General features: G+C 72.0%; 20 protein-coding genes. 6 read left to right on the forward strand and 14 right to left on the reverse strand.

Going from position 1 to position 21,329, the window contains the following annotated elements:
* Positions 1-123: 123 nt before the first annotated feature.
* From JQX11_RS33740 to JQX11_RS29795, 7 genes are all read right to left on the reverse strand, one after another.
* Entirely contained in the window at positions 124-1,146 is a 1,023-nt protein-coding gene (locus JQX11_RS33740) for a type IV toxin-antitoxin system AbiEi family antitoxin domain-containing protein (RefSeq protein WP_504739420.1), read from the reverse strand.
* Between the two features lie 338 nt (positions 1,147-1,484).
* A complete protein-coding gene (locus JQX11_RS29770; RefSeq protein ID WP_204928249.1) occupies positions 1,485-2,687 on the reverse strand; it encodes a saccharopine dehydrogenase family protein in 1,203 nt (400 codons plus the stop codon).
* Complete coding sequence (locus tag JQX11_RS29775; protein WP_204928314.1) at positions 2,687-2,890, reverse strand: hypothetical protein; 204 nt, start codon at positions 2,888-2,890, stop codon at positions 2,687-2,689. Before JQX11_RS29775 ends, JQX11_RS29770 begins: the two co-directional genes overlap by 1 nt.
* Entirely contained in the window at positions 2,887-3,729 is an 843-nt protein-coding gene (locus tag JQX11_RS29780; protein WP_204928250.1) for an ABC transporter permease, read from the reverse strand. Before JQX11_RS29780 ends, JQX11_RS29775 begins: the two co-directional genes overlap by 4 nt.
* Positions 3,726-4,628: an ABC transporter permease gene (locus tag JQX11_RS29785; protein WP_204928304.1), complete on the reverse strand. Its 903-nt coding sequence runs from the start codon at positions 4,626-4,628 to the stop codon at positions 3,726-3,728. Before JQX11_RS29785 ends, JQX11_RS29780 begins: the two co-directional genes overlap by 4 nt.
* Before the next feature lie 5 nt (positions 4,629-4,633).
* Complete coding sequence (locus JQX11_RS29790) at positions 4,634-5,785, reverse strand: ABC transporter ATP-binding protein (RefSeq protein WP_204928305.1); 1,152 nt, start codon at positions 5,783-5,785, stop codon at positions 4,634-4,636.
* Positions 5,786-5,790: 5 nt separating this feature from the next.
* Positions 5,791-6,975 carry a polyamine ABC transporter substrate-binding protein gene (locus JQX11_RS29795; protein ID WP_204928251.1) on the reverse strand — a complete coding sequence of 395 codons (1,185 nt, stop codon included), beginning with the start codon at positions 6,973-6,975 and terminating at the stop codon, positions 5,791-5,793.
* A 210-nt stretch (positions 6,976-7,185) separates the two neighbouring features.
* On the opposite strand from JQX11_RS29795, the gene JQX11_RS29800 reads away from it, so the two are divergent.
* From JQX11_RS29800 to JQX11_RS29810, 3 genes are all read left to right on the forward strand, one after another.
* Positions 7,186-7,698 carry an Lrp/AsnC family transcriptional regulator gene (locus JQX11_RS29800; RefSeq protein WP_145918000.1) on the forward strand — a complete coding sequence of 171 codons (513 nt, stop codon included), beginning with the start codon at positions 7,186-7,188 and terminating at the stop codon, positions 7,696-7,698.
* 642 nt (positions 7,699-8,340) lie between these two features.
* Positions 8,341-9,687: an aspartate aminotransferase family protein gene (locus JQX11_RS29805; protein WP_204928252.1), complete on the forward strand. Its 1,347-nt coding sequence runs from the start codon at positions 8,341-8,343 to the stop codon at positions 9,685-9,687.
* A gap of 29 nt (positions 9,688-9,716) precedes the next feature.
* Positions 9,717-11,093 carry an NAD(P)/FAD-dependent oxidoreductase gene (locus JQX11_RS29810; RefSeq protein WP_204928253.1) on the forward strand — a complete coding sequence of 459 codons (1,377 nt, stop codon included), beginning with the start codon at positions 9,717-9,719 and terminating at the stop codon, positions 11,091-11,093.
* 158 nt (positions 11,094-11,251) lie between these two features.
* Here JQX11_RS29810 and JQX11_RS29815 read toward each other — a convergent pair whose 3' ends face one another.
* Entirely contained in the window at positions 11,252-11,632 is a 381-nt protein-coding gene (locus JQX11_RS29815) for a DUF3499 domain-containing protein (protein WP_194822950.1), read from the reverse strand.
* 154 nt (positions 11,633-11,786) lie between these two features.
* On the opposite strand from JQX11_RS29815, the gene JQX11_RS29820 reads away from it, so the two are divergent.
* Positions 11,787-12,236 carry a metallopeptidase family protein gene (locus JQX11_RS29820; protein ID WP_088642935.1) on the forward strand — a complete coding sequence of 150 codons (450 nt, stop codon included), beginning with the start codon at positions 11,787-11,789 and terminating at the stop codon, positions 12,234-12,236.
* Positions 12,237-12,391: 155 nt separating this feature from the next.
* On the opposite strand, the gene JQX11_RS29825 is transcribed toward JQX11_RS29820, so the two are convergent.
* From JQX11_RS29825 to JQX11_RS29850, 6 genes are all read right to left on the reverse strand, one after another.
* Entirely contained in the window at positions 12,392-12,649 is a 258-nt protein-coding gene (locus JQX11_RS29825; RefSeq protein ID WP_007455784.1) for a WhiB family transcriptional regulator, read from the reverse strand.
* 474 nt (positions 12,650-13,123) lie between these two features.
* Positions 13,124-13,417: a phospholipase gene (locus JQX11_RS29830; protein ID WP_204928306.1), complete on the reverse strand. Its 294-nt coding sequence runs from the start codon at positions 13,415-13,417 to the stop codon at positions 13,124-13,126.
* Between the two features lie 73 nt (positions 13,418-13,490).
* Entirely contained in the window at positions 13,491-14,888 is a 1,398-nt protein-coding gene (locus tag JQX11_RS29835; RefSeq protein WP_204928254.1) for a DUF4331 domain-containing protein, read from the reverse strand.
* A 175-nt stretch (positions 14,889-15,063) separates the two neighbouring features.
* Complete coding sequence (locus JQX11_RS29840; protein WP_088642933.1) at positions 15,064-15,342, reverse strand: hypothetical protein; 279 nt, start codon at positions 15,340-15,342, stop codon at positions 15,064-15,066.
* Positions 15,343-15,468: 126 nt separating this feature from the next.
* Entirely contained in the window at positions 15,469-17,991 is a 2,523-nt protein-coding gene (locus tag JQX11_RS29845; protein WP_204928255.1) for a bifunctional FO biosynthesis protein CofGH, read from the reverse strand.
* Between the two features lie 127 nt (positions 17,992-18,118).
* Positions 18,119-19,042, reverse strand: coding sequence for a hypothetical protein (locus JQX11_RS29850; protein WP_204928256.1), 924 nt, complete (start codon positions 19,040-19,042; stop codon positions 18,119-18,121).
* A gap of 98 nt (positions 19,043-19,140) precedes the next feature.
* Between JQX11_RS29850 and cofD the strand changes: the two genes are divergently transcribed.
* Both cofD and JQX11_RS29860 read left to right on the forward strand, forming a co-directional pair.
* Positions 19,141-20,088: a 2-phospho-L-lactate transferase gene (gene cofD, locus JQX11_RS29855; RefSeq protein ID WP_204928257.1), complete on the forward strand. Its 948-nt coding sequence runs from the start codon at positions 19,141-19,143 to the stop codon at positions 20,086-20,088.
* On the forward strand, positions 20,085-21,212 hold the full coding sequence (locus tag JQX11_RS29860) for a coenzyme F420-0:L-glutamate ligase (RefSeq protein ID WP_204928258.1): 1,128 nt from the start codon (positions 20,085-20,087) through the stop codon (positions 21,210-21,212). Before cofD ends, JQX11_RS29860 begins: the two co-directional genes overlap by 4 nt.
* Positions 21,213-21,329 lie beyond the last annotated feature (117 nt).

The raw sequence follows: 21,329 nt of genomic DNA on the forward strand, positions 1-21,329 counted from the left end.
CAACCCAACCCGCCGCCATCCCGCACTTCCGCTGTCGATCAAGGAGTTGTGGTGGCCTTTCCCACCCTTTGATGCCGATTCCTGCCCGCCACAACTCCAAGATCGACTAGCCAGGGGCGGGGGTCAGGGGTGGAGGAGGTGGGCTATCTGGGTGGTGATCACGGAGGGGTGGCGGTAGAGGTCGTGGGCGGTGAAGTGGCGCATACGCCAGCCGTGGGCCGCCAGCCAGTTCATCCGGGCGCGGTCGTGGTGGAGACGGTCGCGGTCGAGATGGGACAGGCCGTCGTATTCGATGCCGACCCGGGACCGTCGGTAGCCGAGGTCCAGTCGGTAGCGCCGGAAACCCTCGTCGTCCGACACCCAGATCTGGGGTTCCGGTGCCGGCAGCCCGCCGTCGATCAGGACGAGCCGGAGTTGGCTCTCCTGCCGGCACTCCGACCGGGGGTCGGCGAGCCGCACCAGTTGCCGCGCCTGGTCGACGCCCCGCAACCGCGCGTGTCGGGCAACCTCGGCGGTCAACCCCTCGGGACGACAGGCTCCCACCCGCAGACACAGGTCGAGAAGTGGCAATGCGTCCAGCCGGGCGACCGTGCGGGCCAGGTCCACCGCGCACCGGTCCGCGGGTGCGCACGGCAGGCCGGCCACCAGGACCGGCTCGGGTACGGCAAGCACCGCCTGATGCACCACGACGCCCCGGACCTGCGGCACCCGCCCACCTGCCGGCACGATCACATGGAGATCGTCGCTGGGTACGGCACCGAACCCGTGCAGGTGAGCACCCGACTGGAAGCCGACGACCACTCCCTCCGGAAGCCGATGCAGAAGCGCCTGCCACCGCACGCCCCGCTCACCCACCACCCCACCCACACCCCTCGGACGCCGCCCCCGCCCCGCCGCCCGGCCCCTCCCCCACCCATCAGCCTCCCCCAACCCACCCACCTGGCTCGGCCTACCGACCTCCCCCAACCCGCCGACCTGGCTTGACCCACCGGCCTCCCCCGGCCCGTAGACACCCCGCGACCATCGGCGCAACTCCCCCGCACCGACCGCCCGCCGAACCCCCTCCCGACTCCATCCAGCCGACAACAACTCCGAGTACCGAATCAGCCGCCCCGCCACACCCACCCACCCTGCCCACCACCCCACCTACCCACCACCCCCTGTGGACAACCCCCACCCCATCCACACCCCCGCCGCCCCTGTTATCCACACCCCCACCCCACCCACTCGCTCGCCCCATCCCGCACCACCCACCCCGCCCTGTCGATCATGGAGTTGTGGTGCCCCGCAAAAGCCATGAAAACCAACCAATCGCCCACCACAACTCCATGATCGACGGGCAGGGCGAGGGCCACGAGCGACGGACGGGGTGGTGGCTGCGGACCGGCGGTGTCGTTGGGCACGAGCGACGCGTGGGGCGGTGGCGGCGAACCCCCGGGCGGGCAGAGGGGCGGGGGCGCGACCAAAAGGAGACGGAACGAGGGTCAGCGTTCTTCCATTGCCCAGGGGGAGCCGTAGGCGGTGAGCAGGTCGAGGAAGGGGCGGGGTGGCAGCGCCTCCGGGCCGAGCACCCCGACCCCGGACCAGCCGCCGGTGGCGAGCAGTTCCAACGCCACCACCGGGTTGACCGCGGTCTGCCAGACCACCGCCTGGTGGCCGTACTCCCGCATGGACCACTCGTTGTCGACCACGTGGTAGAGGTAGACCTTCCGGGGCCGGCCGTCGACGCCGGTGCCGGTGACGTACGTGCCGGCGCAGGTCTTGCCGCGCATCCGGTCACCGAGGGTGGCCGGGTCGGGCAGGCTGGCGGCGACCACGTCACGGGGCGAGACCTGCACACCGCGCACCGAGACCGGGGTGGTCGAGTCGAGGCCGACCTTGTGCAGGGCCCGGAGCACCTCGATGAACTCGTTGCCGAGGCCGTACTTGAAGGTGACCCGCCGCGCCCTGACCCAGCGCGGGATCAGCAGCACCTCCTCGTGTTCGACGTTGACGCACTCGACGGGACCGATGCCGGCCGGGAAGTCGAAGACCTCCGGTTCGCTGAACGGTTCGGTGGTGAACCAGCCCCGGTCCCGTTCCCAGATCACCGGCGGGTTGAGGCATTCCTCGATGGTGGTCCAGATGGAGAACGACGGGGCGAAGTCGTAGCCGTCGACGGTGAGGTTCGCGCCGTCGCGGATGCCGATCTCGTCGATGTCGGTGAACAGTTCGTCGGCGGCGTACCTGGCGAACACGTCGGACAGGCCCGGTTCGATGCCGATCCCGCACAGCGCCAGCCGACCGGCGTCCGCCCAGGTCGCGGCGGCGGCGAACTGTACGTCGCCGAGCTTCACCCCGGTCTCGGTGTAGGGCCGGGCCGGGTGCGGGTGGGACAGCGACATCGCCATGTCCAGGTAGTCCGCCCCGGCGGCGAACGCCCCGTCGAAGATCGGCATGACGAAACGCGGGTCGACCGCGTTGAGCACGTGGGTGATCCGGTGTTCCCGGCAGAGCGCGGCGACCGCGTCCGCCGAGGCGGCGTCCACCCGGGCGGCGACGAACCGGTCGCCGTACCCGGCGACGGCCCGCTCGGCCCGGATCAGGTCGTAGTCGGCGACGACGACGGTGTCGAAGAAGGAACGGCGGGCGGCGATGGCGACGGCGGCGGAGCCGACCCCGCCGGCGCCGACGAGCAGGATACGCATCAGGAATCGAACCCCAAACCAAGACGATCGAGCGTACGGAGCCAGTGCAGACGCCGGTCGTCGTGCGCGTGCGCGTCGGCGCGGGCCGGCGACCGGCGGGTGAGGTTGATGTCGGCGGCCGGACGGGGCAGGTCGGGGCGGTGGTGCGCATACCGGCCGGGCGTCGCCTCGACGAGCGCCCGGCCGGTATGCGGGAGGATCATGACGGGCCGGTCGCCCGTCGGCCGGGCGCGTCGGCGACCGGGAGCGCGGCCCGGCGGGCCCGTCGACCGCGCAGCATGCTCAGCCCGACGAGCAGCAGGGCGATGCCGAACATCGCCGTGCCGATCACGTTGACCTGTGGGGGGATGCCCCGCTGGGCGGCACCCCAGACGTACATGGGGAAGGTGACGGTGGTGCCTGCGTTGAAGTTCGTCACGATGAAGTCGTCGAAGCTGAGCGAGAAGGCCAGCAGGGCGGCGGCGACGATGCCGGGCAGCACCAGGGGCAGGGTGATCCGCCGGAACGTCTGCCACTCGCTGGCGTAGAGGTCCATCGCGGCCTCCTCCAGCCGCCGGTCCATGCCGGCGAGCCGGGCCTTGACCGTCACCACCACGAACGACACGCAGAACATCACGTGCGCGATGACGACGGTCCAGAAGCCCTGCGGCACCCCGGCGGAGACGAACAGGGCGAGCAGCGAGGTGCCGAGCACCAGCTCCGGCGTCGCCATCGGCAGGAAGATCAGCAGGTTGATCCCGCCGCGCCCCCGCAACCGGTGCCGGACCAGGGCGAACGCCATCAGCGTGCCGATCACCGTGGACCCGACGGTGGCGAGGAACCCGATCTGCACGCTGCGGACGACCGCGTCGCACATCTCGGGGGTGGCGCAGGGTTGTCGCCAGTTGTCCAGGGTGAACTCGTTGAAGTCGTACGACAGCCGGCTGGACGGGCGGTTGAGGGAGAGGCCGGCGACCACGGCGATCGGCAGGAACAGGTAGCCGAGCACCAGCAGCGCGACGATCATCACCCACCGGTCGGCCAACCACCGCGACACCCTCATAGCACTTCCTCCGTGCCGGCGCGGCGCAGGTAGACGAAGACCACCGCGAGGATCGCCGCCATCAGCAGGAAGGACAGGGCGGCGCCCTGCGGGTAGTCCAGCCGGACCAGGAACGCCGAGTCGATGACGTTGCCGATCATGTACTCGTTGGGGGTGCCGAGGAGTTCGGCGTTGATGTAGTCACCGGTGGCCGGGATGAAGAACAGCAGCGTACCGGCGATCAGGCCGGGCATCGACAGCGGCAGGGTGACCGTGCGGAAGGCGTGCAGCGGGCCCGCGTACAGGTCGCCGGCCGCCTCCAGCAGCCGGTGGTCGAGCCGCTCCAGGCTCGCGTACAACGGCAGCACCAGGAACGGCAGGAAGTTGTACGTCAACCCGAGCACCACCGCGACGGGGGTGGCGAGCAGCCGCCCGTCGGGGCCGAGCAGGTGGACGTCGCGCAGCAGCCCGACCAGCGCGCCGTTGTCCGACAGGATGGTCTTCCAGGCCAGGGTGCGCACCAGGAAACTGGTGAACATCGGGGCGACCACGCAGACCAGCAGCAGGTTCTTCCACCGGCCGGCCTTCTGCGCGATCGCGTACGCCAGCGGGTAGCCCAGCAGCAGGGCCAGCACCAGCGCCGCCCCGGCGTAGCCGAACGACCTGGCGAACTGCGGCGCGTACGCCTGCAACGCCTCCGGATAGTTGCCGAACGCCCAGGTCAGCGCGTACCCGGTGGACAGCGAACCGGTCGGGTCGTAGAGGCTGGCGGCGGCGAGCTGCACCAGCGGCACGACGAAGAACAGCAGCAGCCAGGCCGCCCCCGGCAACAGCAGCAGGTACGGCAGCAGCCGGTGCCGACCGGGCCGGGCCGGTGGCGGTGCCCCGGTCGTCGGCGTCCCGCCGCCCAACTGGGCCAGTGCGGTCACGACGGTGCCCCGACCGGTTCGTCGAGCAGCGGGGTGGTGCGGTCGTCCTGGCCAGGCGCGCGGGGCAGCAGGAAGGCGTGCCGGGGGTCCCAGTGCGCCACCACGGACGTGCCGACCGGGTGCTGCCGGCCGACGCCGCTGTTCGCCGCGAACGCGGACAGTTCACTGCCCCACCCGGTGCGCACCAGGTACTGCGTGCTCACCCCCACGTACGACGCGTCGGTGATCACCCCTTCGACGTGCTGGTGGCCGGCGGGCACCTCGTCGGCGGTCTCGGCCAGGTGCAGTTTCTCGGGGCGTACCCCCAGGTAGACCGGGCCCCGGTCGACGCGGGCGCGGTCGACGGGCACCGAGAAGCGCGCGCCGTGCGCGGTGACCGGCACCTCGGGCCCGGCCGGGCCGGCGGCGTCGGCGGCGAGCAGGTTGGACTGGCCGAGGAAGTTCGCCACGAACGCGGTCGCCGGGTACTCGTAGAGTTCGGCGGGCGCGCCGAGCTGCTCGATCCGGCCGGCGTTCATCACCGCGACCGTGTCGGCCATCGTCATGGCTTCCTCCTGGTCGTGGGTGACGTGCACGAAGGTGATGCCGACCTCGGTCTGGATGCGTTTCAGCTCGATCTGCATCTGCCGGCGCAGCTTCAGGTCGAGCGCGCCGAGCGGCTCGTCGAGCAGCAGCACCTGCGGGTGGTTGATCAGGGCGCGGGCCAGCGCGACCCGCTGCTGCTGGCCACCGGAGAGCTGCGCGGGGCGACGTCTGCCGAACCCGTCGAGCTGGACCAGCGACAGCATCTGCCGGACCTGGCCGTCGACCTTGCGGATGCCGCGCCGCCGCAGCCCGAAGGCCACGTTCTCGGCGATGTCCAGGTGCGGGAAGAGGGCGTAGCTCTGGAAGACCGTGTTGACCGGCCGCCGGTACGGCCGCAGCCGGCTGATGTCCCGGTCGCCGAGGAGCACCTGCCCGCTGGTCGGTTCCTCCAGCCCGGCGATCATCCGCAGGGTGGTCGTCTTGCCGCAGCCGGAGGCCCCGAGCAGGGCGAAGAAGGACCCCTGCGGGACGGTCAGGCTGAGGTCGTCGACGGCGGTGAAGATGCCGAACCGTTTGGTCAGGTGGGTCAGCCGCAGGTCACCGGCGGGTGCCTCGTTCGACATCCCGCTCACGCCCCGATGACCTGCTGGAACTTGGACTCGTATTCCTTTTCCTGTTTCTCGTCCAGGGCCATGAAGACCTTGGACTTCGCCAGCAGGGCGTCGTCCGGGAAGATCAGCGGGTTGGCGGCCAGCTCCGGGTCGACCTTCTCCATCTCGGCCTGGGCGCCCTTGACCGGGCAGATGTAGTTGACGTACGCGGCGAGCTTCGCCGCCACCGCCGGCTGGTAGTAGTAGTTGATCAGCTCTTCGGCGTTGCCCCGGTGGGTGGCCTTGTTGGGCACCAGCATGTTGTCGCTGAACAGCATCACCCCCGAGTCCGGCGCGACGAACCTGATCTTGGGGTTGTCGCCGGCCAACTGGATCACGTCACCGGACCAGCCGACACACGCGGCGATGTCGCCCTTGGCCAGGTCGGGGGCGTAGTCGTTGCCGGTGAACCGGCGGATGTGCTTCGACTCGACGGCCTTACGCAGCTTGGCCAGGGCGTCGTCGAACTGGGCGGCGGTGAAGTTCGACGGGTCGTGCCCGTTGGACTGGAGCAGCAGGCCCATGGTGTCCCGCATCTCCGACAGGGCGGTCACCTTGCCCTTGAGGTCGGAGCGGGTGAGCAGCTCGTCGACGGTGCGGATCTCCCCGGTGACGCTGCCGTTGTAGGCCAGCCCGGCGAGGCCGGACTGCCACGGGATGGCCACCCGGTTCTCCTGGTCGAAGGAGCGCCCGCGCAGCGACGGCAGCAGGTTGGCCACCACGTTCGGCAGCTTGGCCGGGTCGAGTTTCTGGATCCAGCCGAGCCGGATCATCCGGGCGGCCATCCAGTCGGTGAGGACGATGATGTCCCGCCCGGTGCTCTGACAGCCGGCCAACTGGTTCTGCACCTTGCCGAAGAACTCGTTGTTGTCGTTGATGTCCTCGGTGTAGGTCACCTGGATGCCGCTGGCGGCGACGAACGCGTCGAGGCTGGGCCGCTTCGCGGCGTCCTTGTCGTCCACGTCCATGTACTGCGGCCAGTTGGAGAAGGCGAGGGTCTTCTCCGTGGCGGACAGGTCGTCGCTCTTGCAGCCGGCTTCGGTCTGGGTGGCCGCCTTGGTGCCGCAGCCGGTGAGGCTGCCGCCCGTGGCGAGCAGGGCGGCCGATCCGAGGGTGCCGGTGAGCAGTCCACGCCGGGTGAGGGGCCGGAGGGGAGTACGCATGTGACGACTCCTAGGGGTCGTCCGACGGCGGCGGGGACGGGGGTGCGGCGCCGGCGGGAGGGTCGGGTGCCTAAGACGACTGATCCTGGCATGAGGTCACCGCCCCCACAAGGGATTCCGTTGCTGGAATAGGCTGTGACGACGAATTACGCCAGCATGCGCGGGTGGCACTAAGCTCGACCCGGGGGAAACGGACATAGGGAGCGAACGATGACGATCCGGCAGCAGGAGCACGGCACCGGCGGGCGACGCGTCGCGGTGCGTGAGGGGGCCAGCCACGCGCTGTTGGACGACGTGGCGAAGCAGATCATCGAACAGTTGCAGGAGGACGGCCGTCGGCCGTACGCGACGATCGGCAAGGCGGTCGGGCTCTCCGAGGCGGCCGTCCGCCAGCGGGTGCAGCGGCTGCTCGACGCCGGGGTGATGCAGATCGTCGCGGTGACCGACCCGCTCCAGCTCGGCTTCCCCCGCCAGGCCATGATCGGCCTGCGTACCGACGGCGATCTGGAGGCCGTCGCCGACCGGCTGGCCGGGTTCGACGAGATCGACTACGTGGTGATCACCGCCGGCTCGTTCGACCTGCTCGCCGAGGTGGTCTGCCGCAACGACGCCCACCTGCTGGAGATCCTGCAACGGCTGCGGTCGGTGCCCGGGGTGCTCGCCACCGAGGCGTTCGTCTACCTCAAGCTCCGCAAACAGACCTACAGCTGGGGTACGGCCTGAGCCCCGCCCGCCGTAATCCACTCCCGTGGGCCGAAGCGGCGGTATCCCCGCCCGGGGACACCGCTATCCGGCCGACATTGAGTCAATCACCCCGCCGTCCCGACGGGTGCGCCCGGGGCAGGGCCGTCCGGGGTGAGAGCAGATGCGGGGCCGCCCGGGGTGGCGAAAGCCCCCGAGGCGCACCGGAAGTGCCCCGGAAGTGCCCCACCCCGGTCCACCCCTCCCACCTCAACCACTCCGGGATGCCGGAGTAGCGCTGCCCCACGCCCGGACGCCACCGTCCACCCCACAGGCTCGCTTCATCCAGCCCCGCGGGCCGGAGTAGCGGCATCCCGCACCCCGGACGCCCCATGCGCGGCCCGCAGGATCGCTTGATCCACTCCTGTGGGCCGAGGTTGCGGTGTCCCGTGACCCGGATACCGCAACTTGGCCGATGTTGAGTCGATCATGGAGCCGGCGGAGGTCGAGTCGGGCGCACCGTCGCAGAGGGTGTGCGGATTCCGTTGCCAACTACCCGGAGTCACGCTGAATCCGTCGCCGCGGAGGCGAATCGGGCTTGCATTTCGCGGTCGGGCTGTGGGATAACCGTGGGCAGAGCGGCCGGTGTCACCCCTGACCGGCCCGAGACCCGATGGGGCTGACATGGCCGACGCCACCGACCACCTCTGGATGCACTTCACCCGGATGGCCAGCTACGCCGCCGGGGAGGTGCCGACCATCGTGCGCGGCGAGGGCGCGTACGTCTGGGACGCGCAGGGCCGCCGCTACCTGGACGGGCTCGCCGGGCTGTTCGTCGTCAACGCCGGGCACGGGCGCACCGAGCTGGCCGAGGCCGCCGCGAAGCAGGCCGGCGAGCTGGCGTACTTCCCGCTGTGGTCGTACGCCCACCCGAAGGCCGTCGAGCTGGCCGAGAAGATCGCCTCGCTGACGCCCGGCGACCTCAACCGGGTCTTCTTCACCACCGGCGGCTCGGAGGCCGTCGAGGCCGCGTGGAAGCTGGCCCGCGCCTACTTCAAGCGCACCGGCAGGCCGACCAAGCACAAGGTGGTCAGCCGGTACCTCGCCTACCACGGCACCTCGATGGGCGCGCTGTCGATCACCGGCCTGCCCGGCATCAAGACCGACTTCGAGCCGTTGGTGCCCGGCGGGATCAAGGTGCCGAACACCAACTTCTACCGGGCCCCCGAGCACGGCGACTCGTCCGAGGCGTTCGGCGCCTGGGCCGCCGACGAGATCCGCCGGGCCATCGAGCGGGAGGGGCCGGACACCGTGGCGGCGGTGTTCCTGGAGCCGCTGCAGAACTCCGGCGGCTGCTTCCCGCCGCCGCCCGGCTACTTCCAGCGGGTACGCGAGATCTGCGACGCGTACGACGTGCTGCTCGTCTCCGACGAGGTGATCTGCGCCTGGGGGCGGCTCGGCGAGTACTTCGGGGCCGCCCGGTACGGCTACCAGCCCGACATCGTCACCACCGCCAAGGGCATCACCTCCGGCTACGCCCCGCTCGGCGCGATGATAGCCAGCGACCGGCTGATGGAACCCTTCCTCACCGAGACCGGCATGTTCGCCCACGGGGTGACCTTCGGCGGCCACCCGGTGTCCTGCGCGGTGGCCCTGGCCAACCTGGAGGTGTTCGCCCGGGAGGACCTGATCGGCCACGTCCGGGCCAACGAGGACGCCTTCCGGACCACCCTGGAGAAGCTCACCGACCTGCCGATCGTCGGCGACGTCCGGGGTGACGGCTACTTCTACGGCATCGAGCTGGTCAAGGACAAGACGACGAAGGCCACCTTCGACGAGGCCGAGTCGGAGCGGCTGCTGCGCGGCTTCCTGTCCTCGGCACTGTTCGCGGCCGGGCTCTACTGCCGGGCCGACGACCGGGGTGACCCGGTGGTCCAGCTCGCCCCGCCGCTGATCGCCGGGCAGGAGCAGTTCGACGAGATGGAGCAGATCCTGCGCGCCGTCCTCACCGAGGCGTGGTCCCGCCTGTAGACCACCGGCGCTCTCCCCCGGAGCCGCACATGCGCTACCAGGAACTGTCCCACTGGCTGTCCACCGTGGACGAGACGTTGATCCCGCGGCCGGCGTTGCCCGGCGACACCGACGCCGACGTGGTGGTCGTCGGTGCCGGCTACACCGGACTGTGGACGGCGTACTATCTCGCCCGCGCCGATCCGACGCTGCGGATCGTCGTGCTGGAGGCCGAGATCGCCGGCTACGGCGCGTCCGGGCGCAACGGCGGGTGGTGCTCGGCGCTGTTCCCGACCGCGCTGCCGGCGCTGGCCCGTCGGCACGGCCCGGCGTCGGCGCTGGCGATGCAGCGGGCCATGCACGACACCGTCGCCGAGGTCGGTCGGGTGGTCGCCGCCGAGGGGATCGACTGCGACTGGCGGCACGGCGGGACGGTGCTGCTGGCCCGTACCGACGTGCAGCTCGGCCGGGCCCAGGCCGCCGTCGCCGAGGCCCGCGAACACGGGCTCGACCCCGACGACCTGGTGCTGCTCGACGCCGCCGGGGCCGCCGCCCGGTGCGCCGCCGAGGGGGTACGCGGCGGCACGTACACCCCGCACTGTGCCGCCGTGCACCCGGCGAAGCTGGTCCGGGGGCTGGCCCGCGCGGTGTGCCGGCTCGGGGTGCGGCTGCACGAGCGTTCCCCGGTCACCGCGATCCGGCCCGGCGCGGTGCTCACCCCGCACGGCACGGTACGGGCGGAGGTGGTGGTGCGGGCCACCGAGGCGTACACCCCGGCGCTGCCCGGCCACCGCCGCACCGTCGCCCCGGTGTACTCGCTGATGGTGGTGACCGCGCCGCTGCCCGGGCGCACGTGGGAGCGGATCGGGCTGGCCGGCCGGGAGACCTTCTCCGACTATCGGCACCTCATCGTGTACGGCCAGCGTACGGCCGACGGGCGGCTCGCCTTCGGCGGGCGGGGTGCCCCGTACCATTTCGGCTCCCGGGTCTCCCCCGGCTACGACCGGGAGCCCCGGGTCTTCGCCGCGCTACGTCGGACGCTGGGGGAACTCTTCCCGGTGCTCGGGCCGGACGTGCCGGTCGAGCATGCGTGGGGCGGCCCGCTCGGGGTGGCCCGGGACTGGTCGGCCTCGGTCGGGCTGGACCGGCCGACCGGGCTGGCCTGGGCCGGCGGCTACGTCGGCGACGGGGTGGGGACGAGCAACCTGGCCGGCCGCACCCTCGCCGACCTGGTCCGGGGCGTTGTGTCGGAGCTGACGGCGCTGCCGTGGGTGGGCCACCGCTCCCCCCGCTGGGAGCCGGAACCGCTGCGCTGGCTGGCGATCAACGCCGGCCTCCGGGTGATGTCCTCGGCCGACGAGGTCGAACGCCGCACCGGCCGCCCGGCCCGCCGCGCCACCGCCCTCTCCCCCCTCCTCGGCCACTGACCCCCGCCCTGCCTCCCCTCCCCACCCGCCCACTCCCCCACCGCTGACGCCCCGGTGATCAAGAGGTTTGCGTCACGGTCGAGCGTCAGACTGACGCAAACCTCTTGATCACCGGGGAAAGCCGGGGGCGGAGGGGGGCGGGGGTAGCCCGGGGGGGGTTAGTGGTTGGGGGGGATTACGCGGAGGTGGCCTCGGCGGCCGGTGGGCGGGGTCTGGGGGTTGGGGTGGTGGGGGTCGTGGTCGTCCTGGGGCGGGCGGGGGGCGACCGGGCGGGCCGCCTCGCGGACGGCTTCGGCCAGGGCGACCAGGTCGTCGGTGGTGGGCGGCGGCGGTTCGAATTCGCCCTCGTGCCGGACGACGTCCCAGCCCCGGGGGGCGGTCAGGCTCCGCGCGTGCTGCTCACACAGGTCGTACGTGTGCGGCTCGGCGAATGCCGCCAGCGGGCCCACCACCGCCGTCGACTCGTTGTAGACATAGGTCAATGTGGCGACCGCTTGCCGGGGGCAGCCGTTACGGGAGCAGCGCCGTGGTGACCTCACGTGCGGCAGGGTATCCCCATTACCGGGTCCGGCGCACCGGTTCGCTTTGCGACACGCCCGTCACCGTGATCACAATTCGCACCTGGTGCTTCCGCCGCGCCCGTCGTCGCGCGCCGCCACGGGCCGGAGCGGGCCGAGGGCTACCCTTTGGCTCATGACGAGCCCGGAACACCGTCGCCCCGGCTCCGGCCGGCGCAACCACCGCGACCGCCACGGACGTGGCCTGCGCGGGCGGCTGGTGCCGGCGACCGTGCCGCTGGCCCGGACCAAGGCCGAGATCTTCGACGACCTGGTGCTGGACACGGTGGAGACGCTGGAGCGCCGGTTCGCCACGGAGCTGGCCGGCGTCGAGTTCGCCGTCGAGGACGTCCCCCCGGACCTCAACGTCTACGACTCCGACGTGCTGGAGGACGGCGAGGTGCCGCTGGCCCGGTTGCTGCCCGGTCGGCCGGGTCGGCAGGAGGTGCCGCCCCGGATCGTGCTCTACCGCCGGCCGCTGGAGTTCCGGGCGATGGACCGTGAGGACCTGGCCGATCTGGTCCATGACGTGATCATCGAGCAGGTGGCGAACCTGCTCGGGGTCGACCCGGACGAACTGGCCTGACCGCCGGGCCGACTGTGCCCCGGCCCCACCCCGACCGGTAGCTCTCCCGTGGACACGGTCCCGGCCCTGCTCCACCGGCCCGACGTCGGTCACCCCCGCGACCCCCGTCGGGCGTGAGCCGGGCGGCCCCCACCGCCCCGGCTCGACCCGTCGGCTCAGGCGGCCCGCCGCTTGAGCTTGCGCCGCTCCCGCTCGGAGAGTCCACCCCAGATCCCGAACCGCTCGTCGTGCCCGAGCGCGTATTCCAGGCATTCCGTCTTGACCTCGCACCGCGAACAGATCCGCTTCGCTTCGCGGGTCGAGCCGCCCTTCTCGGGGAAGAACGCTTCCGGGTCGGTCTGCGAGCACAGTGCCCGCTCCTGCCACTCCGGCGCGTTTCCGAGCAGGTCGGCCACCTCAAGCTGGCCGTCCATCAGATGCCTCCTTGTCGCGCACCGACGTCACCGCCGCTGCAACCCCCCACGCGAAAGGCGTGCTTGTCCGTCCGGTCCCTATTTGTTGCGTTCCGCGCGAACAACCCCATCGAAATTACACGCGTGTAATGCGTGCGCCGTCAAGCCGAACTTGATAATGGAGTCGCCCTCCCGACACGCCGCCGGACGGTCACCGGACCACCCGGCCCTCGCAACCTGCCCTATCGATTCAGACCCCGGGCGAGTAACGCCCCCTCCGGCGAGTTGCCCCAGATTTCTGCCGTGGCGTCGCCGCCCCGGACGACACCCGGGAACGCCGTCGGACACTCCGTCCGACCGTCTCGCCAAGATCATGAGCATGGTGGGGGACAGGTTAACGCGGTTGGCCCCGGACCGCCCGTCCAGCCGGAAATGCCGACAGCGCCCCGTCCACAATGTGGACGGGGCGCTCGGGTCGGGATGCCGTGGCGGCGCTCAGGTCGACCGGGATGGGCTGCTCGGCCAGACGAACTCGGCGATCGCCCCACCGTTGACGGAAATCGTTCCGGCGGGTGTCTCCTCGTCCCACCAGACGGTATAGAGACCCGCGGTCAGATCGGGGTAGACGGCACTGTGGAACACCCCGTCCCGGACGATCCGCTCCCGGACGGCGGAGTGCGTCCGCACCGCGCCGTCCTGGTCGACCCGGCTGATCTCGATCTCCCGACCGTGCAGGTCACGTCCGGTGTAGATGATCAGGGCACCCATCTCCCCGCCGACATCGAGCATCACCGTGCCGCTCTCCGTCGGCCCGTACTGGTGGTGATGGTGGTGGTGTCCGTTCACGCCACGCTCCGTCCGCTCAGGAATCCGCCGCGGGCGGGTTGTTGAACCCGTCGTACGGCGTACCGAGGAAGGGGAAGTCCCGCAGGAACGGCGCGGTCACGTCGGCGGCGCTCAACCCGGGGGTCACCGCGCCGGCCGCCGCGTCCGGCTTGAACTTCTTGTCCACCAGCGGCACGGTCACCCCGGCCACCGCCCGCAGCGCGATGCTCACCACGTCGTCGACGACCCGGCGGCCGTTGGGGAACCCGGCCAGGTCCCCACCGAGCAGACCGAACTGGTTCGGCTTGCTGCTCGGCCTGATCGCCGTGTTCAACCGCAGCATGTCGGCCTGCACGTCACCGGTGAGGTTGGTGAAGCCGTCGATCAGCCCGGACGGGATGCCGGTCAACAGGATGGCGAGCAGGTCGGCGCGGGGCTTCTTGGACTTGTTCAACGCGTCCAGGTTGGGGAACACCCCCGGGTAGAGCACCGGCAGCAGCGCCGCCAACTCCGGCTGCTCGACGAACCGGGCGAACCGCTTGTCCTCGGTCGGCGGCAGCGTGTTCCACAGGTCCTTCTTGGACATCGGCACGATGACCTCGTTGAACAGTGGGTTGCCCAGCCGGGACACCTGGGTCCACGGGCCGACCGCCGCGTCCGCCGCGACCTTGTCGCCGAGCACCCGCACCTGCTGCCGCGAGGCGGTCGTCCACACCCCGATCGTCGAGGCCCGGTCACCCACGCCGTACCGGTTGGCCCGGCGACGCACCTTGCTCAGCGGCACCTGCACCGCGATGCTGTGCACGTTCATCCGGTCCACCGCGTTGACCGGCTCACCCTCGGCCTTGAACAGCTTCTTGCCGGCCACGTGCAACTGCTGGAACGGCCGCAACGTGCCCAGGTCGAAGATCGCGCCCAGGTCGACGAAGAAGCCGTCCGCACGCTGACCGGCGAACACCTTCTCCCCCGTCGACAGCTTGAACGTCGCCTGCCGGACCAGGTCGTTGTACTTGGGGATGGACAGCGGCCCGACGTTGCACGGCGGGCAGGGCAACTTGTGCGCGAGCACGTGCTCCTTGCCGTCGGTGACCCGGGTCAGCTTGTAGAACTGCCGCCGGTTCCAGTTCTTGCTGTCCAGCGAGTCGATCGGGCCGGTGTTGTAGAGAAAACTGTTCTGGTTCGTGATCTCGGTACGGAATTCGAACCGGTAGGTCACGTCGGGATGGCCGTCACCGTCGTTGTCGATATGGATCTCGTACCGCACGTCGTCGCCGAACTCGAAGAAGTTCGGGCCGCCCGAGGGGAGCTGCAACGGCACGTAGTTGGCGATCAACGTCACCGAGTCCGGCCGGTCGGGGCTGACGAAGGCGTACAGGTCGGAACTGTCGGCGACCGGGTCCTTGCTTATTTCCGGTGCTTCGCGGTGGGACGACATGGCGGACCAACCTTTGCGGAATCTTGAGGAATCAGGGCATGACGGACCGGGCGCGGGACCTGCGCCTGGCGGTGAAGGGGAAGGAACGCGGCCGGTCGACGCCGCGCGGCGGAAGCGGACGGGTCAGGCCGCCCGCTGACAGCGGTCGGGGCGGCCCGTCCGGACGACGGACAGGTCAGCCGCGCCCGGCGGCACGGCGCAGCCGGTCGGCCAGCCCCCGGTCGCGTACCTCGATCCGGGACGAACCGACGAAGACGTCCATCGTCCCCGACCTGGCGTCCCGCAGGTGGACCACGATCGGGCCGTCCGCGCCGGCCGCCGCCGGGGAGTTCTGCGCCACCGACACACCGGTGACCGTCAGGGCCGCCGCACCCAGCGTGGCACTCGCCGCGGCGGTCAGTGTCTGCCGGCGGGTCAGTCGCGGCCAGGAACGCTTCCGCACTTCGCTCGTCATGGGGAACCTTTCCTCCGGCGGCGCGTGAGCGCGCGCGGTGTGGAGCGCGAGGTTGCCGGCGGCGGCCCTCGCCTCAACCGCCGCCGACGAACACTGGTACGGCCCGCACGCGCGAAAGGTTCGATGTCATCGCGACGGATGACCGTAAGCGGTCGTCCGTCTGCGCGCCGGCCGTCCGGCGGCGGCGGCGATCGCCCGCAACTGCTCCTCGGTACGCGCCGAACCGTTGCCCGAACCGGCCATCCGGGAGATGGTCTCCTCCATCAGGGTGCCGCCCAGGTCGTTGCAGCCGCCCTGCAACATCGCCACGGTGCCCTCGTCGCCGAGCTTCACCCAGGAGCACTGGATGTTGTCGATCCGGCCGTGCAGCAGCAGCCGGGACATCGCGTGCACGACCCGGTTCTCCCGCCACGTGGGGCCGGGCCGGGCGATGCCGGCCAGGTAGATCGGGGCGTTGGTGTGCACGAACGGCAGCGCCACGAACTCGGTGAACCCGCCGGTGCGGTCCTGCACCCCGGCCAGCACCCGGAAGTGCGCCAGCCACTGGCCGGGGTGGTCGACGTGGCCGTACATCATCGTGGAGCTGGAACGGATGCCCAGCTCGTGCGCGGTCGAGACCACCTCGACCCAGGCGGCGGCCGGCAGTTTGCCCTTGGTGAGCACCCAGCGCACGTCGTCGTCGAGGATCTCGGCGGCGGTGCCCGGGATGGTGTCCAGGCCGGCCTCGCGCAGCATCGACAGCCAGTCCCGCACCGGCACGCCGGCCTTGGCGGCGGCGGTGGCGATCTCCATCGGGGAGAACGCGTGCACGTGCATGCCGGGCACCCGGGCCTTGATCGCCCGGATGATGTCGGCGTACCCGGTCACCGGCAGTTTCGGGTCGATGCCGCCCTGGAGGCAGACCTCGCCGGCGCCGGCCGCCCACGCCTCCTCGGCCCGGTCGGCCACCTGCTCCACCGAGAGCCGGAACGCGTCGGCGTCCCGCTCCCGCTGGGCGAACGCGCAGAACCGGCAGCCCACGTAGCAGACGTTGCTGAAGTTGATGTTGCGGTTGACCACGTAGGTGACGTCGTCGCCGACGGTGTCCCGGCGTACGTCGTCGGCGAGCCGGCACAGCTCGTCCAGGGCCGGGCCGTCCGCGCCGAACAGCGCCAGCGCCGCGTCGGCGTGCCGGGGCTCCAACAACGCCGCCGGATCGTCGGCCGCCAGCCGCAGCCCCGCCCGCAGGTCACCGTCGGCACCCGCCGCCGGTCCGGCCGACGCGGTCGGGCTCACCTTGCCGGCGACCTGCGCCCAGTCGCCGTAGACGCTGTCGAAGTCGCCCCGCCGGTCGTCGGTGCGGCCGGCGGTGTCGATGGTGGCGTGCAGGTCGGTCCGGCCGCCGCCGAAGACCTCCTCCGGCTCCTGCCAGGGGCGGCCCACCGGCCGGGCCGCCTCGACCGCCAGCCCGGTCGCCGGATCGGCGAGCGCGCCGACGTGCGGCGACAGCCGGGGGTCCAGCCACGGGTCGCCCGCCCGCACGTACTCCGGGTAGATGGTCAGCCGTTCCCGCAGGGTGAAGCCGGACTTCTCGGTCTGCCGGGCCAACTCGTCGAGCTGCGGCCAGGGCCGCTCCGGGTTGACGTGGTCCGGGGTGAGCGGGGAGACCCCGCCCCAGTCGTCGATGCCGGCCCGCAGCAGTAGGTCGTACTCGTCCTCGATCAGGTTGGGCGGGGCCTGGAGCCGGGCCTTCGGGCCGAGCAGCAGCCGGGCCACCGCCACGGTGGCCGCCAGGTCGTGCAGCTCGGCGTCGGGCAGACCACCCATCGCCGTGTCCGGCTTGGCCCGGAAGTTCTGCACGATCACCTCCTGGAGGTGGCCGTACTCCCGGTGCGCGCGGCGGATCGCGAACAGCGCGTCGACCCGCTCGGCCGGGGTCTCGCCGATGCCGATCAGGATTCCGGTGGTGAACGGCACCCCCACCCGGCCGGCGTCGTCGAGCACCCGCAGCCGCACCGCCGGCTCCTTGTCGGGCGAGCCGAAGTGCGGGCCGCCCGGCTCCGACCAGAGCCGGGTGGCGGTGGTCTCCAGCATCATCCCCATGCTCGGCGCGACCGGCTTGAGCCGTTGCAGCTCCGACCAGGAGAGCACCCCCGGGTTGAGGTGCGGCAGCAGGCCGGTCTCCTCCAGCACCGCCACCGCGCAGGCCCGCAGGTAGTCCACGGTGGAGTCGTAGCCCCGCTCGTCCAACCAGGCGCGGGCCGCCGGCCAGCGTTCCTCCGGCCGGTCACCGAGGGTGAACAGGGCCTCCTTGCAGCCCAGCGCCGCACCCTGCCGGGCGATCGCCAGCACCTCGTCGGTCTCCAGGAAGGCCGCCGGCAGCCGGTGCGGCACCGTGGCGAAGGTGCAGTAGTGGCACCGGTCCCGGCACAGCCGGGTCAACGGAATGAAGACCTTCTTCGAGTACGTCACCACGCCCGGCCGGCCGGCGTCACGCAGCCCGGCGTCCCGGACCTCCCCGGCGATCCGGAGCAGTTCGTCCAGTTCGGGGCCCCGGGCGGTCAGCAGCGCGGTGGCCTCGTCGACGTCGAGCGCCCGCCCGGTGGCGGCCCGGCGCAGCGCCCGACGCACAGCCGCCGGGGTCGGGCCGGAATCGGTGCGGTCAACCATCCGCCCAGCCTAGGCGCTTGCGGCGGCGATCCGGCAGGCACGCGAGCCGGGTGTGACATCTCCCCGGCGTCGCACCGGCCGGGTCGGCACGCGCGCCGCAGCGCGTCGACCGACCCGGCCGGGTGGCTCAGTGCGGGGTGTTCGGGTCGTCGCGGCGCAAGGTCTGGGTGCGGTCACCGTCGGTGTCCGCCGTGCCGGTGGTCGGCTCGCCCGGCTGCCGGGGGATCGCCTGCGTCGGGTCGGCCGACGGGGGTTGCCCGAACGGCGGGGCCACCGGCGGCCCGGCCTGCGGAGCGCCGAACGGCGGAGCGGACTGCGGCGGGGCGAACGGCGAGGCCGACTGCGGCGGGGCGCCGGTCGGCGGGGCCGACTGGGGCGCACCGAACGGAGGCGCCGACTGCGGGGTGCCGAACGGCGGGGCGGACTGCGGCGGCGGGGCGAAGCCGGGCTGGCCGTACTGACCGGTGCTGGGCTGGCCCGGGTAGCCGGCACCCGGGTAGCCGCCCTGCTGCTGCGGCCAGCCGGGCTGGGGCTGACCGTAGACGCCGGGCTGCGGCTTCGGCTTCGGCACGTGGTAGAGCGTGCGCCAGATCCGGTAGACCACGAAGGCGGCCACCCCGAACAGCGCGAACCAGGCGGCCCGGGTCAGCATGCCGAGCAGGGCGTCCAGCACCTCCGCCTCGGCCAGCCGGCCGACCAGCCAGATCAGGAAGGTCAACACGCCGAACAGGGCGGCGAAGGCGTACTCACCGACGGCGATCTGGGTGAACTGCCGGGCCCGGCCGGACACCGGCGCGAGGTGGGTGACCAGCAGCACGGCCAGCAGCGGCAGCACCGTCGACTCGACGCCGACGAAGGCGAAGAACTCGCTGCCCGCCCGCCCCGAGAAGGTGCTGTAGTCCGATGTCGGCACGAGCAGCCGGACGAACCCGACGAAGAGCAGCACGGCGTTCGCGCCGAGCAGGACGAGCGCGGCGAGTTCGCGCAGGGGTGCGGTGATCTGGCGGGCCTGCGACGCGTCGTGCGACGCGGGCTCGGCGGGGCTGGTCACGAACTCTCCCTCGGGGCGAAACGGACAGAGGCCGACGTGAGCCTAGTCTCCCGGGCCGCCCGGCGGCGGGACACGTCCCGTACGGGAGGATGGACGGCATGCGCATCGTGGTTCTGACCGGCGGAATCGGGGGTGCCCGATTCCTGCTCGGCGTCCGGGCGTACGCCCGCGAGGTGGGTGCCGAGGTGACCGCCGTGGTCAACGTCGGCGACGACCTCTACCTGCACAGCCTCAAGGTCTGCCCCGATCTGGACAGCGTCCTCTACACCCTCGGCGGGGGCGCCGACCCGGAACGCGGGTGGGGACGGGTCGGCGAGAGCTGGACGATCAGGCAGGAACTGGCGGCGTACGGGGCCGAGCCGAGCTGGTTCAACCTCGGTGACAAGGACGTCGCCACCCACCTGGTGCGCACCACCATGATCAACGCCGGCTATCCGCTGTCGCAGGTCACCGAGGCGCTGGCCGCCCGCTGGCAGCCCGGCGTACGGCTGCTGCCGGCCACCGACGACCGGCTGGAGACGCACGCGGTGGTCGACCTGGACGGCGAGCGGCGGGCCATCCACTTCCAGGAGTGGTGGGTCCGGTACCGGGCGGGCGTGCCCACCGACCGGTTCGTCTTCGTCGGCGCGGACACCGCCAAGCCGGCCCCCGGGGTGGCCGAGGCGCTGGCCGCCGCCGACATGGTGCTGGTCGCGCCGAGCAACCCGGTGGTGAGCATCGCCCCGGTACTGGCGGTGCCCGGCCTGCGCGACGCGGTCGCCACCGGGCCCGCCCGGGTCGTCGGGGTGTCCCCGATCATCGGCGGCGCACCGGTGCGCGGGATGGCCGACAGGTGCCTGGAGGTGCTCGACGTCGAGTGCAGCGCGGCCGGGGTGGGCCGGCTCTACGGCGGGCGCAGCGAGGGTGGCCTGCTCGACGGCTGGCTGGTCGCGCCGGAGGACGACGGGGTGACGGTGCCCGGGGTGACCGTCCGCGCGGTCCCGCTGCGGATGACCGACGAGGCGGCGACCACGGCGATGGTCCGGGCCGCGATGGAGCTGGTGTGAGACTGGAGATCCTGCCGGTGCCCGGCATCGGCGACGTGACCGAGGGCGACGACCTGGCGGTGCTGATCGGCACCGCCGCGCCGTGGCTGCGCGACGGCGACGTGCTGGTGGTCACCAGCAAGATCGTGTCGAAGGCGGAGGGCCGGCTGGTGGACGTGCCGGCCGACGGGCCGGAACGGCTCGCCGCCCGGGACGAGGTGCTCGCCGCCGAGACCGCCCGGGTGGTGGCGACCCGGGGGGCGACCCGGATCGTGCAGACCCACCACGGCTTCGTGATGGCCTCCGCCGGGATCGACGCCTCGAACGTCGACAAGACCCGGCTGGTGCTGCTCCCGGTCGACCCGGACGCGTCGGCGCGCGCGCTGCGCGCCGCCCTGCGGGACCGCTACCGGATCGACGTCGCGGTGATCATCAGTGACACGATGGGCCGGCCCTGGCGCAACGGGCTGACCGACGTGGCGCTCGGGGTGGCCGGGATGGCCGCGATCCGCGACCACCGGGGTGAGGTCGACCCGTACGGCAACGAGCTGCAACTGACCCAGATGGCAGTGGTCGACGAACTGGCCGGCGCGGGCGAACTGATCAAGGGCAAGTGCGACCAGGTGCCGGTGGCGGTGGTCCGTGGCTACCTGCCCGCACCGTCCCCGTCCGCCGACGGCACCGGACCGGCGGCGACCCGCCCGGCCGGGGACGGCGTCGGCGCGGCGGCTCTGGTCCGGGAGAGCGACCTGGACCTGTTCTCCCTCGGCACCGCCGAGGCGACGGCGGCCGGCCTGCGGGCCGCCGCGACCCTCGCCGACGGACCCGGCGCGACGCCCGCCGACCCCGCCGCCGTCGACCGGGCCATCGCCGCCGTGGCGACGGTGGTCGCCCCCGGCACCACCTTCACCCATGTCACCGACGACGAGGTACGCGACGGTCTCGCGGCGACCGTCGACGGCTGGCCGGCGGGGGCCACCGGACTGGTGCTCGGCGCGGCACCCACCCCGGTCGACCAGCCCGACCTGGTGCGCTTCGGCGCCGACCTGTACCGGCTGCGGATCGCGCTGGCCGCCGAGGGCGTCCCGTCCACCCTGCTGCCACCGCCGACGGGCAGCATCGCGAGCGCCTGCCTGGCCCTGTGACCGGCCCGGCCGGCGACGATCGGGCCGGCGACCGATGGCCCGGCGATGATCGACACGTGATCGCCGAAGTTGCGGTATCCGCTCCACGGGATACCGCAACTTCCGCACCATTGCGCC

Origin of the sequence: Micromonospora humida (assembly GCF_016901255.1) — a bacterium.
Classification (GTDB): Bacteria; Actinomycetota; Actinomycetes; order Mycobacteriales; family Micromonosporaceae; genus Micromonospora; species Micromonospora wenchangensis.

What these genes read in the sequence shown, in the direction of transcription:
- JQX11_RS29770 (WP_204928249.1), bottom strand. Translation starts at nt 2,687, where the DNA reads ATGCGTATCCTGCTCGTCGGCGCCGGCGGGGTCGGCTCCGCCGCCGTC.
- JQX11_RS29775 (WP_204928314.1), bottom strand. Translation starts at nt 2,890, where the DNA reads ATGATCCTCCCGCATACCGGCCGGGCGCTCGTCGAGGCGACGCCCGGC.
- JQX11_RS29780 (WP_204928250.1), bottom strand. Translation starts at nt 3,729, where the DNA reads ATGAGGGTGTCGCGGTGGTTGGCCGACCGGTGGGTGATGATCGTCGCG.
- JQX11_RS29790 (WP_204928305.1), bottom strand. Translation starts at nt 5,785, where the DNA reads ATGTCGAACGAGGCACCCGCCGGTGACCTGCGGCTGACCCACCTGACC.
- JQX11_RS29795 (WP_204928251.1), bottom strand. Translation starts at nt 6,975, where the DNA reads ATGCGTACTCCCCTCCGGCCCCTCACCCGGCGTGGACTGCTCACCGGC.
- JQX11_RS29800 (WP_145918000.1), top strand. Translation starts at nt 7,186, where the DNA reads ATGACGATCCGGCAGCAGGAGCACGGCACCGGCGGGCGACGCGTCGCG.
- JQX11_RS29805 (WP_204928252.1), top strand. Translation starts at nt 8,341, where the DNA reads ATGGCCGACGCCACCGACCACCTCTGGATGCACTTCACCCGGATGGCC.
- JQX11_RS29810 (WP_204928253.1), top strand. Translation starts at nt 9,717, where the DNA reads ATGCGCTACCAGGAACTGTCCCACTGGCTGTCCACCGTGGACGAGACG.
- JQX11_RS29820 (WP_088642935.1), top strand. Translation starts at nt 11,787, where the DNA reads ATGACGAGCCCGGAACACCGTCGCCCCGGCTCCGGCCGGCGCAACCAC.
- JQX11_RS29825 (WP_007455784.1), bottom strand. Translation starts at nt 12,649, where the DNA reads ATGGACGGCCAGCTTGAGGTGGCCGACCTGCTCGGAAACGCGCCGGAG.
- JQX11_RS29830 (WP_204928306.1), bottom strand. Translation starts at nt 13,417, where the DNA reads ATGCTCGATGTCGGCGGGGAGATGGGTGCCCTGATCATCTACACCGGA.
- JQX11_RS29835 (WP_204928254.1), bottom strand. Translation starts at nt 14,888, where the DNA reads ATGTCGTCCCACCGCGAAGCACCGGAAATAAGCAAGGACCCGGTCGCC.
- JQX11_RS29840 (WP_088642933.1), bottom strand. Translation starts at nt 15,342, where the DNA reads ATGACGAGCGAAGTGCGGAAGCGTTCCTGGCCGCGACTGACCCGCCGG.
- JQX11_RS29845 (WP_204928255.1), bottom strand. Translation starts at nt 17,991, where the DNA reads ATGGTTGACCGCACCGATTCCGGCCCGACCCCGGCGGCTGTGCGTCGG.
- cofD (WP_204928257.1), top strand. Translation starts at nt 19,141, where the DNA reads ATGCGCATCGTGGTTCTGACCGGCGGAATCGGGGGTGCCCGATTCCTG.